This is a genomic window from Arthrobacter sp. SAFR-044 (assembly GCF_059414985.1).
The window spans coordinates 13,836-25,466 of record NZ_JBPFDN010000007.1 but is presented as its reverse complement, the minus strand read 5'-3'; the positions used below and the strand labels follow the sequence as shown (position 1 = coordinate 25,466).

Annotated in this window: 13 protein-coding genes and 1 riboswitch; of the genes, 12 read left to right on the top strand and 1 reads right to left on the bottom strand. The window is 66.6% G+C overall.

Annotated features, from left to right (window positions below):
* Positions 1-74 precede the first annotated feature (74 nt).
* Together ffh and ACR65J_RS12190 are read left to right on the top strand one after the other, a co-directional pair.
* Positions 75-1,658 (top strand): signal recognition particle protein, encoded by a 1,584-nt coding sequence (gene ffh / locus ACR65J_RS12195; protein ID WP_440169168.1) that lies wholly within the window; start codon positions 75-77, stop codon positions 1,656-1,658.
* 102 nt (positions 1,659-1,760) lie between these two features.
* On the top strand, positions 1,761-2,495 hold the full coding sequence (locus ACR65J_RS12190; RefSeq protein ID WP_440169166.1) for an alpha/beta fold hydrolase: 735 nt from the start codon (positions 1,761-1,763) through the stop codon (positions 2,493-2,495).
* On the opposite strand, the gene thiC is transcribed toward ACR65J_RS12190, so the two are convergent.
* Complete coding sequence (gene thiC / locus ACR65J_RS12185) at positions 2,492-4,318, bottom strand: phosphomethylpyrimidine synthase ThiC (protein ID WP_440169164.1); 1,827 nt, start codon at positions 4,316-4,318, stop codon at positions 2,492-2,494. The genes ACR65J_RS12190 and thiC overlap by 4 nt on opposite strands.
* A riboswitch (TPP riboswitch) is annotated at positions 4,314-4,421 on the bottom strand. (Overlaps the previous gene by 5 nt.)
* A gap of 77 nt (positions 4,422-4,498) precedes the next feature.
* On the opposite strand from thiC, the gene ACR65J_RS12180 reads away from it, so the two are divergent.
* From ACR65J_RS12180 to lepB (ACR65J_RS12135), 10 genes are all read left to right on the top strand, one after another.
* Positions 4,499-5,581, top strand: coding sequence for an amidohydrolase family protein (locus ACR65J_RS12180; protein WP_440169161.1), 1,083 nt, complete (start codon positions 4,499-4,501; stop codon positions 5,579-5,581).
* A gap of 98 nt (positions 5,582-5,679) precedes the next feature.
* Positions 5,680-6,555 (top strand): VOC family protein, encoded by an 876-nt coding sequence (locus tag ACR65J_RS12175; protein ID WP_440169159.1) that lies wholly within the window; start codon positions 5,680-5,682, stop codon positions 6,553-6,555.
* 135 nt (positions 6,556-6,690) lie between these two features.
* On the top strand, positions 6,691-7,146 hold the full coding sequence (locus ACR65J_RS12170) for a hypothetical protein (RefSeq protein ID WP_440169156.1): 456 nt from the start codon (positions 6,691-6,693) through the stop codon (positions 7,144-7,146).
* Between the two features lie 170 nt (positions 7,147-7,316).
* Positions 7,317-7,739 carry a 30S ribosomal protein S16 gene (rpsP, locus tag ACR65J_RS12165; protein WP_018768286.1) on the top strand — a complete coding sequence of 141 codons (423 nt, stop codon included), beginning with the start codon at positions 7,317-7,319 and terminating at the stop codon, positions 7,737-7,739.
* A 1-nt stretch (position 7,740) separates the two neighbouring features.
* Positions 7,741-7,983: an RNA-binding protein gene (locus ACR65J_RS12160; protein WP_013601399.1), complete on the top strand. Its 243-nt coding sequence runs from the start codon at positions 7,741-7,743 to the stop codon at positions 7,981-7,983.
* A 117-nt stretch (positions 7,984-8,100) separates the two neighbouring features.
* Complete coding sequence (gene rimM, locus ACR65J_RS12155; RefSeq protein WP_440169152.1) at positions 8,101-8,646, top strand: ribosome maturation factor RimM; 546 nt, start codon at positions 8,101-8,103, stop codon at positions 8,644-8,646.
* On the top strand, positions 8,647-9,459 hold the full coding sequence (trmD, locus tag ACR65J_RS12150) for a tRNA (guanosine(37)-N1)-methyltransferase TrmD (protein WP_440169148.1): 813 nt from the start codon (positions 8,647-8,649) through the stop codon (positions 9,457-9,459).
* A 234-nt stretch (positions 9,460-9,693) separates the two neighbouring features.
* Positions 9,694-10,053 carry a 50S ribosomal protein L19 gene (rplS, locus tag ACR65J_RS12145; RefSeq protein WP_440169146.1) on the top strand — a complete coding sequence of 120 codons (360 nt, stop codon included), beginning with the start codon at positions 9,694-9,696 and terminating at the stop codon, positions 10,051-10,053.
* 84 nt (positions 10,054-10,137) lie between these two features.
* A complete protein-coding gene (gene lepB, locus ACR65J_RS12140) occupies positions 10,138-10,812 on the top strand; it encodes a signal peptidase I (RefSeq protein WP_440169144.1) in 675 nt (224 codons plus the stop codon).
* The gene (gene lepB / locus ACR65J_RS12135) at positions 10,813-11,631 is read left to right on the top strand and encodes a signal peptidase I (protein WP_440169141.1); all 819 of its coding nucleotides are present in this window, start codon (positions 10,813-10,815) and stop codon (positions 11,629-11,631) included. It begins immediately after the preceding gene.

Genomic DNA, 11,631 nt, shown 5'->3' with positions numbered 1-11,631 from the left:
TGCCATCTACCGCACCCGACTTGATACCCTAGATAGTCGAGTCCCGATCATCTCCTGAAAGAAGTTCACGGCGCGTGTTCAATTCACTCTCTGACCGGTTGACAGCAACCTTCAAGAATCTCCGCGGCAAGGGCCGCCTTACGGAGGCCGATGTTGATGCCACCGTCCGCGAGATCCGCCGTGCCCTTTTGGACGCTGACGTCGCCGTTCCGGTGGTCCGCGAATTCACTGGGCGCGTCCGCGAACGCGCACTGGGCGCCGAAGTCTCAGGCGCGCTGAACCCCAGCCAGCAGATCGTCAAGATCGTCAACGAGGAACTCGTGGAGATCCTCGGCGGTGAAACCCGGCGCATCCGGCTGGCTAAGAACGGCCCCACCGTCATCATGCTTGCGGGCCTCCAGGGCGCGGGCAAGACCACCCTGGCCGGCAAGCTGTCCAAGTGGCTGAAGGCCCAGGGCCACAGCCCCATGCTGGTGGCCTGCGACCTCCAGCGCCCCAACGCGGTCACGCAGCTCCAGGTGGTGGGCCAGCGCGCCAACGTGCCGGTCTTCGCCCCGCATCCGGGAGCCACGTCCACGGAGCTGGACCAGCCCGCCGGTGACCCGGTCGCCGTCGCGCGCGCCGGTGTGGAGGAAGCACGCCAGAAGCTGCACGACGTCGTGATCGTCGACACCGCCGGCCGCCTTGGCGTGGACGCCGGCATGATGGAGCAGGCCCGCCAGATCCGCCGCGCCATTGTCCCGAACGAAGTGCTGTTCGTGATCGACTCGATGATCGGCCAGGACGCCGTCAACACGGCGCTCGCGTTCGATGAAGGCGTGAACTTCACCGGCATCGTGCTGTCCAAGCTCGACGGCGACGCCCGCGGCGGTGCCGCGCTGTCGGTCGCGTCGGTCACCGGCAAGCCGGTCATGTTCGCGTCCACGGGCGAAGGCCTGGACGACTTCGAACTCTTCCACCCTGACCGGATGGCCTCGCGCATCCTGGACATGGGCGACATCCTCACGCTCATCGAACAGGCCGAAAAGGCCTGGGACAAGGATGAAGCTGCCCGGATGGCGAAGAAGTTCGCCGACCAGGAAGACTTCACCCTCGAAGACTTCCTGGCCCAGATGCAGCAGATCCGCAACATGGGCTCCATGAAAAAGATGCTCATGATGATGCCGGGCGCGCAGAACATCCGGCAGCAGCTGGAACAGTTCGACGAGCGGGAGATCGACCGCGTCGAGGCGATCGTCCGGTCCATGACCCCGCACGAGCGCCTGGCGCCCAAGATCATCAACGGCTCGCGGCGTGCCCGCATCGCCCGTGGCTCCGGCGTCCACGTGTCCGAGGTCAACGGCCTGCTGGAGCGTTTCGCCCAGGCCCAGAAGATGATGAAGAAAATGGCCCAGGGCGGCATGCCGGGAATGCCCGGGATGCCCGGCCTCCCCGGAGCCGGCGGCGGTGCGCGGAAGAACGCCAAGAACGCGCCCAAGAAAAAGCCAAAATCCGGCAACCCGGCCAAGGCAGCCCAGGAGCGCAAGGAGGCGGAGGCCCGCCGCGCCAACGCTGCCAAAGCGCTGCCCACCGGCGCAGCCTTCGGCCAGCAGGACGGCGACTTCGATCCGTCCCAGCTGAACCTGCCCAAGGGCTTCGACAAGTTCCTGGGTAAGTAACGCTTCCGACAACAGGCAGCGCCGGGTGTCCGTCTCGATTGCCCAAGGCGACACCTGGCGCTTCTTCGTTGGGATGTCGGCGCCGTGGAATAGGGTTGGGACATGTTCAAGCAAAGGGTAGTGTTCGTGCACGGCGCCGGAACTTTCGGCGCCGCCGCATGGCCCCGCCAGCACGGCATGGCACTGTCCTATGACGCACTGTTCCTCCGCCGCCACGGTTACGACGCCGCCGCGGAGCCGCTGGAGTCATCGTTCGCGGAAGACACCGCGATCATCCTGCGGTCGCTGGCCGACGACGGACGAGGCGCTGCCGGGGGACACGTGGTGGCACACTCCCAAGGGGCCGTCGCGGCCATGATGGCCGCCGTCGAACGTCCGGACCTGGTCTTTTCGTTGACGCTCGTGGAACCTGCCTGCCTCTCCCTGACGGCGGAGCTGCCAGCCACGGCGGCGCACATCAGCCTGATGCAGCCCCTCTTCGATGTCCGCCACCAGCTCAGCGACGACGACTTCCAGCGCGAGTTCGTCCGGCGTGTCTATGCAACCGACCTCCAGCAGCCGGCCACCACGGAGGAGAAGCGGTCTGCCCGCAGGCTGCGCCTCCAGGCACCGTCCTGGGAAGCTCCCCTGCACATCGTCCCGGGGGTTCCCACGCTGGTCCTCACCGGCGGGTGGGAACCGCTGTACGAGGAAATTGCCGGATACCTCCGGGAGACCGGCGCCCTGCACCGCGTTGCCGCGGGCGGGCACCGGCCCCATGACTCGCCGGACGGGGACCGTGCCATCCGGCAGTTCATCAGCGGGGTCAGCCGGAGCCAGTCCGCCCGGGCGTCCTAGCCTTCCGCGGGAACCCGCAGCTCCGGCAGGTATACCCTGCCGCCGGCCGCCAGGAACTCCTCGCTCTTTTCCCGCATCCCCGATGCCACCCCGGCCAGCGCTGCCTGCGCCTCCGCGGACCCGTACTCATCCCGGATGTCCTGGCTGATCCGCATGGAGCAGAACTTCGGCCCGCACATGGAGCAGAAGTGCGCCGTCTTGGCCGGTTCTGCGGGAAGGGTTTCGTCGTGGAACGCCTCAGCCGTCACCGGGTCCAGGGACAGCGCGAACTGGTCCCGCCAGCGGAATTCGAACCGCGCCTTGGACAGGGCGTCATCGCGTTCGTGCGCCCCCGGGTGGCCCTTGGCGAGGTCGGCGGCGTGCGCGGCGATCTTGTAGGTGATCACGCCGGTCTTCACGTCGTCCTTGTTGGGCAGGCCCAGGTGTTCCTTGGGGGTGACGTAGCAGAGCATGGCGGTGCCGTAGCGGGCGATTTCCGTTGCCCCGATTGCCGAGGTGATGTGGTCATAGCCGGGGGCGATATCGGTCACCAACGGGCCCAGGGTGTAGAACGGCGCACCCTTGCACAGCTCCTGCTGCCGTTCAACGTTCTCGCGGACCAGGTGGAACGGAACGTGGCCGGGGCCCTCCACCATCACCTGCACGTCGTACTCCCAGGCACGCTGCGTCAGCTCGGCGAGCGTGTCCAGCTCCGCGAACTGGGCGGCGTCGTTGGCGTCCGCGGTGGAGCCGGGGCGGAGGCCGTCACCCAGGGAGAAGGCGACGTCGTAATTGGCGAAGATTTCACACAGCTCATCGAAGTGCGTGTACAGGAAGTTCTCCTGGTGGTGGGCCAGGCACCAGCCCGCCATGATGGAGCCGCCGCGCGAGACAATGCCGGTCACCCGGTTGGCGGTGAGCGGGACATATCGGAGCAGCACGCCCGCGTGGATGGTCATATAGTCCACGCCCTGCTCGCACTGTTCAATAACGGTGTCCCGGAAGATTTCCCAGGTAAGGGCGTTGGCCTCGCCGTTGACCTTTTCCAGGGCCTGGTAAATGGGCACGGTCCCGATGGGGACGGGGGAGTTGCGGATGATCCACTCCCGTGTGGTGTGGATGTCGTCGCCGGTGGACAGGTCCATGACGGTGTCGGCGCCCCACTGCGTGGCCCACTGCAGCTTGTCCACCTCCTCCGCGATGGAGCTCGTCACGGCAGAGTTGCCGATGTTCGCGTTGATTTTTACCAGGAAGGCCTTGCCGATGATCATCGGCTCGGATTCGGGGTGGTTGATGTTGTTCGGGATGATGGCCCTGCCGGCCGCCACCTCGCTGCGGACCAGTTCTACGTCGCAGTTTTCGCGCAGCGCCACGAAGCGCATTTCCTGCGTAATGATTCCCTGGCGGGCATAGTGCATCTGCGTCACCGTCCGGCCGTCGACGGCGCGGCGGGGCACCGGCTGCCCGCCCTTCCACTCCGCGGAGGCGGCGCCGCGGCGCACGGCTGAGCGGCCGTCGTCGAGCAGGTTGCGCTCCCTGCCGCCGTAGGCCTCGGTGTCTTCCCGCTCCGCGATCCACCGCGCCCGGAAAGGCTGCAGGCCGCGGACGGGGTCGCTGCCGGGGCCCGCGGTCCGGTAGGTCCGGAAGGGGGCGTTTGGCTGGCCGTTGGGGGACGATTCAAGGGCAATTTCCGTCACAGGTACCCGGATTCCGGATGTTTCGTCCGCGAGGTAGGCGAGCGAATGGGACTTCAGGGATTGGGTCACCTGCGGTTCGGACGGGCCGCCCGGCTCCCCGGCGGACGGCAGGAGGGCAGGGTTCAACTGGGTGTTTTGCGTACTCAAGGGAATACTCACTTCCTTCGCCGGCATTACCCGGACAGGTTCAACGGTCGCAGGCCGCGTCAGCCCGATCTCAGCCCCTGCAAGGGCACCCGTGTGGTCAGGAACGAAGCTACCACAGGCTCCTGGAGCGGCCTTGTCATAAACGCGGTGCTAGCCTGACCGGGCATCGAAAGGAGCCCTATGACAGGCATCATCCACTTCCGCGGCCCCGTCCTGGCCGCACCGGACCGGGTACGGCGCGGGCTCTGGTCCGTTGACGGCAGGCTCACGTTCAACAAGCCGGCCGCTCCCCCCAACCGGGTGCTCGACGGCTGGGTGCTGCCGGGCTTCGCGGACGCCCATTGCCACATCGGGCTGGGCCCCGCAGGCCCTGTCGAACCTCCAGCCGCCAGGGACCAGGCACTGGCGGACCTCAACGCCGGAACCCTGCTGGTCCGCGATGCCGGTTCGCCGGCAGATACCCGCTGGATGCAGGGCGGCAGGGACTTTCCGGTGTTGATCCGGGCCGGGCGCCATATCGCCCGGACGCGGCGTTACCTGCGGGGCTTCGCAGAGGAGGTGGAGCCGGAGGGCCTCGTGGAGGCCGTCCGCAAGCAGGCGCGCGCCGGCGACGGCTGGGTCAAGCTGGTGGGGGACTGGATTGACCGAAGCGCCGGTGACCTGGCGCCGTCGTTTCCTGCCGCCGTCGTACGTGACGCTGTCCAGGCGGCCCATGACGAAGGTGCCCGGGTGACGGCGCACTGCTTCGCCGAAGACACCCTGGACCAGGTGCTGGACGCCGGCATTGACTGCGTCGAGCATGCCACGGGGCTCCTGCCCCGCCACCTGCCCCGGTTCGCCGAACAAGGGGTTCCGATCGTGCCCACCCTCGTCAACATCGCCACCTTCCCCGACATTGCAGCGCAGGCCGACCCCAAGTTCCCGCGCTATGCCGCCCACATGCGGGCCCTGTGGGAACGCAGGCTGGAACGGGTGGCGGAAGCACACGCCGCGGGTGTGCGCATCTTCGCCGGCACCGACGCCGGCAGCGTGATCCCGCATGGCAGGATCGCAGACGAAATCCTCGCCCTGCACAGCGCGGGCCTGCCCATGGAGTCGGCCCTGGATGCCGCCTGCTGGGCAGCCCGCGCGTGGCTGGGAGCGGACGGACTGGAGGAGGGGGCGCGCGCCGACGTCGTGGTATGCCGGGAAGACCCGCGGGCAGTGCCGAAGACCATTGCGGCGCTGGAGCACGTGGTGCTGGGCGGGCGGATCATTCGCTGACGAACGGTTCGCGGGGACTTGGAATAAATTGAACCTTCAAGTAATTTTAATAGGTGACAGGCCGCCAATGGGACGGCCGCCAATGCAAGGAGCCTTCAATGACCGCATCAGCCAGCAGCCAGGATCTTCTTCCTGCCGAACTCGCCATGGGCACCGTGATGCTCAAGGTGGGCGACATGAAGGTCATGACCGACTACTACCAGCGTGCGCTGGGCCTCGAGGTGGTGGCCGAGCAGGACGGCGGGCTCTACCTCGGCAGGCTCGGCAGGCCGTTGGTCCACCTTGCCCCGGCCCCCGGGCTGCACCTTCCCGGCAGGGGAGAAGCGGGCCTGTTCCACACCGCGCTGCTCTTTGAGGACCAGGCCTCCCTGGCCGCCACCGTCGCCACTGCTGCCCAGTACGAGCCCCGGGCCTTCACGGGCAGCGCCGACCACCTGGTGAGCGAAGCCTTCTACTTCACCGACCCCGAGGGCAACGGCATCGAGCTGTACTGGGACCGCCCCCGCAGCAACTGGTCCTGGAATGGGACCGACGTGGTCATGGACAGCCTGGCGCTCCCGCCGCAGCGCTACCTTGAGCAGTACCTCACCGAGGAGTCCCTGGAAGGCCAGCGGCAGACGGCGGCCGGCGTGGGCCACGTCCACCTCCAGGTTGGCGACGTGCAGACCGCCCGCGACTTCTACGTGGGGACACTCGGGTTCGAAAAGACCGCGGGTTGGCACGGGCAGGCGCTGTTCGTCTCCGCAGGCCGCTACCACCACCACATGGCCATGAACGTCTGGAACAGCCGCGGCGCGGGCCCGCGCAAGGACACCCTTGGGCTGGGCGAGGTGCTCATCGAGGTTCCTTCCGGGGACGACGTCGGGGCGCTGACGGACCGCCTCAGGGTTGCCGGGGTGCCTGCCCACCACACCGGTTCGGAGCTTCGGTTCGAGGATCCGTGGCGCAACCGGATCCGCGTGGCCGTCCGCTGATTGGTGCCGCGTCCTGCGGCGCTCCGCGGCAAGCCGTTCAGGCGTGCGCCGGGAGGCGTGCAACTACTAGGCTGATTCCGTACGGCCGGGCGGCGCCCGGCGCGCAGCTCCGCCAACGGAAGAAGGGCACCAGCAATGGGCTTCACCGAGATCTTTGTCGCCACCCATGACGCCGCGCTGAAACGCGCCGGCATCCTTGATGAAGGAAGCAGCTCCTCCGCGGAAGGCGCACCTGCCGGCCAGGCAGTGCGGATCGAGGGAATCAGCGACTTTGAAGTGGAGCAGCTCGGCGACCTGGCGGGGACGGCCGTTCACGCCGGCGGAGCCGACTATGAGCTGACCCTGGTGGACGTCGCCAGCGATTCCCTCCTTGCCGTTCCGCCGGCCATGGTCCGTGCCCTCGCGGACCTGCTCACCTACGAAACCGAAGGTGAGGGCAACGTCCTTGACGACGTTTCGGAACAGTGGGCGGGCCAGGAGGACATGCCGTTTGGCGCCGCCCAGGCGCGGACCTACGTGCAGCAGCTGGCGGAGCTTGCCGCCGGAGTCGACGATTCGGAGCGGACCGGACTGTACGTCTGGTCAGCCTGACCCGCCAAGTCGAAATAACAGCGCTGATCTGGCACAATGAACAGGTACTCGATCTGCGTGGCCCCTCTCTCCGCGTCCGGATCCTGTCCTTCGAGCCCGCAAGTATGGCCCGCCCCACGGGTGCAGAACGCCGGGTTCACCCCTTTTCTGAAACAGGAGTGACCACAAAAGTGGCCGTAAAGATTCGCCTTAAGCGCTTCGGCAAGATGCGCGCCCCGTACTACCGCATCGTCGTTGCGGACTCACGCACCAAGCGTGATGGCCGCGCCATCGAGGAAATCGGCAAGTACCACCCCACCGAAGAGCCCTCGTTCATCGAGGTCAACTCCGAGCGTGCCCAGTACTGGCTCTCCGTCGGCGCCCAGCCGTCCGAGCAGGTTGCCGCGATCCTGAAGATCACCGGTGACTGGCAGAAGTTCAAGGGCCTGCCGGGCCAGGAAGGCACCCTCAAGACCAAGGTCGCGAAGGAAGCTTTCGTTGCTCCGGAGAAGGGCTCGGTCATCATCCCGGAAGCCATCACCAAGAAGGCTTCCAAGTCTGACGCTGCCGAGGCCCCGGCCGACGCCGAAGCTGAGACCACCGAGGCTGAGTAGATTGCTGGCAGAAGCGCTGGAGCACCTGGTCCGGGGAATCGTTGATTCCCCGGATGACGTCAAGGTCAGTTCCAAGAGCAACCGCCGCGGGGACACCCTCGAGGTGCGCGTTCACCAAGACGACCTCGGACGGGTGATCGGCCGCCAGGGCCGCACGGCACGCGCACTGCGCACCGTGGTGGCAGCACTGGCCGGCGGCGAACCGGTACGGGTCGACGTCGTCGATACCGACCGCCGCCGCTGAGCGCTCGGCAACATTCAGTTTTTGCTCCGGCCCCTCCACCACCAGGTGGAGGGGCCGGAGTTCTTTCACAGCAGAGTGCTTCAGTAAGAAACACCACAACCCGGAACAGAGGAACAGATGCAGCTTCAGGTGGCACGGATTGGCAAGCCGCACGGCATTCGCGGGGAAGTCACCGTCCAGGTGCTGACCGACGCCCCGGAGGACAGGTTTGTCCCCGGAACGGAGTTCGTGGTGGAACCTGCCGCGTCCGGTCCACTGACCGTGAGCAGCGCGCGCTGGAACAAGGACATCCTGCTGCTCGGGTTCGAGGAAGTGGTGGACCGGAACCAGGCCGAGACCCTCCGCGGAGCCAGGCTCTTCGTTGAAACCGAAGAGCTGGACGAGGACGACGACGAGGGCTGGTACGAGCACGAATTGGTCGGCCTGGAAGCCCGGGTCGGGTCGCAGGTGGTGGGCAAGGTGAGTGCGCTGAACACGATGCCGGTCCAGGACCTGCTGGTGGTCACCACCCCGGGCGGCGACGAGATCCTCATCCCGTTCGTGGAGCAGATCGTCCCCGAAGTGAATATCGAGGAAGGCTTCATCCTCCTCACCCCGCCTGACGGCCTCTTCGACATCAACTCCGACGAAGCCGCCGCCCCGGAAGCCGAAGGCAGGGACTAGGTGCGGATCGACGTCGTCAGCATCTTCCCCGAATACCTCGCCCCGCTTGAACTCTCACTGATCGGCAAGGCCCGCCAGGACGGCATCCTGGACCTGCACGTCCACGACCTGCGCAGCTTCACCACGGACAAGCACCGCTCCGTCGATGACACGCCTTACGGCGGCGGCGCGGGCATGGTCATGAAGCCCGAACCCTGGGCCCAGGCCCTGTCGGCGGTTGCTGAAGGGCGCCCGGACCCGGACCGCAGGCCCGTGCTGATCGTCCCCTCACCGGCAGGCGAGCGGTTCACCCAGGCCCTCGCCTATGAACTGGCCGAGGAGCAGCACCTCGCGTTTGCGTGCGGACGGTACGAAGGCATCGATGAGAGGGTCATCGAATGGGCGCAGGAGCACTTCACGGTCCTGCCCGTCAGCCTTGGGGACTACGTCCTCAACGGCGGGGAAGTGGCCGTCCTGGCCATGGTGGAGGCCATCGGCCGCCTGCTGCCCGGGGTGGTGGGCAACCCCGAGTCGCTGGTGGAGGAATCCCACTCCGATGGACTCCTGGAGTACCCGGTCTACACCAAACCCTCCGTGTGGCGGGACCGCGAAGTGCCCCCGGTGCTCCTCAGCGGCAACCACGGGAAGATCGCGCAGTGGCGCCGCCACGAACAGTACCGGCGGACCGCGGAGCGCCGTCCGGACCTGCTGCAAGGTTTCGACGCCGGCAGCCTCCCGCGTGCCGACCGCACCGAACTGCACAACCTGGGCTACGACGTCGTGGATGGCAGGCTTGCCCGCCGGCCTGGGGCGGAAGCCGAACCGCAGGACTAGCGCCGGCGGAATTGGCGTAACCCTGCCGCTGTGGCAAAATTAAGCTTTGTGTCTGCTGGGTCCGCACCTGCCACAGGGGGTAGCGCGGCCAACAGCCGGACAACCGGCCCCATCAACCCTTGAAACGGCCGGACACTTTACTTCGGTGGCGATGCCCTGCCTGCTTTTGAGCGGGCGGACTTGCCTGCCGTGACCCAAAGTGAATGACCTGTGGCGTTCACCAGGAGTGCAATCATGCATATTCTCGATTCCCTCGACGCAGCCTCGCTGCGCAGCGATGTTCCCGAATTCCGCGCGGGTGACACCCTCAAGGTGCACGTGAACATCATCGAAGGCAAGAACACCCGTGTCCAGGTCTTCCAGGGCTTCGTCCTTGGCCGCCAGGGCGACGGCGTGCGCGAAACCTTCACCGTCCGCAAGGTCTCCTTCGGCGTCGGCGTGGAGCGTACCTTCCCGGTGCACTCCCCGATCATCGAAAAGATCGAGGTTGTCACCAAGGGTGACGTCCGCCGCGCCAAGCTGTACTACATGCGTGCACTGCGCGGCAAGGCTGCCAAGATCAAGGAAAAGCGCGACTTCAGCTCCGCCAAGTAAGTCCTTACCGGAGTTACCGCCAGGTTGGAGCGCGGCCGTAGCCGGCAAGCGCCGGAGCAATGCACCAGCGCCAGGATACGGACCATGCACCAGACAAAACGCCAGCCCCGCAAAATGGGCTGGCGTTTTGTCTTTCTCGCCCTGCTCCTTGCCGTCGCCATCAGCGGGCTGGTGCGTTCCCTGTGGCTTGATGTCTACTTCATTCCCTCGGAGTCGATGGAGCCGCTCCTCGAAGGCGGCGACCGCATCCTGGTCTCGCGGACCGACTTCCGGGCCGACCCCATCCGGCACGGCGACGTAGTAGTCTTCGACGGGCGCGGCAGCTTTGCTCCCCTGGGCAGCGGCAAGGGCCCCCTGGTGGACGGCGCCGCGTCCGCGATGCAATGGCTTGGGCTGGCCGGCAGCGACACAACCTACGTGAAGCGGGTAATCGGCCTCCCCGGGGACACAGTGGTCTGCTGCGATGCCGGCGGGACCGTCACCGTCAACGGGAGTGCCCTGGATGAGCCCTACGTCTTCCCTGGGGATGCGCCGAGTACGCAGAAGTTCAACACGGTGGTTCCCGAGGGCAGGCTGTGGCTGATGGGGGACCACCGGTCCGTCTCGGCCGATTCACGGAGCCTTCTCGGCGCCCCGGGCGGTGGACTCGTACCGCTGGACCGGGTCATCGGCAGGCCGGTCCAGATCCTCTGGCCGCTTGATAGATTTGCCCCAGTAGCACGGCCCGCACCGGCGCCAATAACACAGAACGGACGGTAAATGCCCGAGAACCACGCGCGGAAACCTGAACCGCGCCACGACGGCGCTCCAGAGACACCGGCCGTTCCAGCGTCCACCGCGCCCGATGAAGTGGAAGCGCCGGCCCGCAGGCGGAGCCGGCAGGCCTCCAAGGGCGCCGGCAAGCCCGCCGGCAATCCCTTGCTGGGATGGCTGAAGGAGATTGCCACCGTGGTGGTCATCGCCGTGGTGCTGTCGTTCCTCATCAAGACCTTCCTGTTCCGGGCCTTCTTCATTCCGTCCGAATCCATGGTGAACACCCTGGACGTGGATGACCGGATCTTCGTCAACCTCCTGGTGCCCGAGCCCTTCGCGCTGAGCCGCGGCGACGTCGTGGTGTTCCGCGACACCAAGGGCTGGCTGCCGCCGGCCCCGGCCAAGGTAGAGGGTCCATTCACCTGGGTCCAGGACGGCCTGACGTTCGTTGGCCTCCTGCCGGACAATTCAGAGCAGCACCTGGTCAAGCGGGTCATCGGACTGCCGGGCGACCACGTGGTCTGCTGTGACGCGGGCGGTAAACTGACCATTAATGGGACCGCCGTCGACGAGACGTACATCAACCCCGCCGAAGTGCCGCAGGTCCGCAACTTTGACGTCACCGTCCCGGAGGGCAAGGTGTGGGTGATGGGTGATAACCGGAACCACTCTGCCGATTCCCGCGCGCACATGGAGACCGACGGCGGATTCGTCGACCTCAAGGACCTCGAAGGCAAGGCCGCCGTCATTGCCTGGCCGCTGAACCGGGTCAAGACACTGGACAACTACCCGGACGTCTTCAAGAACGTTCCGGCGGCCCGCTGA

What these genes read in the sequence shown, in the direction of transcription:
- ACR65J_RS12190 (WP_440169166.1), top strand. Translation starts at nt 1,761, where the DNA reads ATGTTCAAGCAAAGGGTAGTGTTCGTGCACGGCGCCGGAACTTTCGGC.
- ACR65J_RS12180 (WP_440169161.1), top strand. Translation starts at nt 4,499, where the DNA reads ATGACAGGCATCATCCACTTCCGCGGCCCCGTCCTGGCCGCACCGGAC.
- ACR65J_RS12175 (WP_440169159.1), top strand. Translation starts at nt 5,680, where the DNA reads ATGACCGCATCAGCCAGCAGCCAGGATCTTCTTCCTGCCGAACTCGCC.
- ACR65J_RS12170 (WP_440169156.1), top strand. Translation starts at nt 6,691, where the DNA reads ATGGGCTTCACCGAGATCTTTGTCGCCACCCATGACGCCGCGCTGAAA.
- rimM (WP_440169152.1), top strand. Translation starts at nt 8,101, where the DNA reads ATGCAGCTTCAGGTGGCACGGATTGGCAAGCCGCACGGCATTCGCGGG.
- rplS (WP_440169146.1), top strand. Translation starts at nt 9,694, where the DNA reads ATGCATATTCTCGATTCCCTCGACGCAGCCTCGCTGCGCAGCGATGTT.
- lepB (WP_440169144.1), top strand. Translation starts at nt 10,138, where the DNA reads ATGCACCAGACAAAACGCCAGCCCCGCAAAATGGGCTGGCGTTTTGTC.
- lepB (WP_440169141.1), top strand. Translation starts at nt 10,813, where the DNA reads ATGCCCGAGAACCACGCGCGGAAACCTGAACCGCGCCACGACGGCGCT.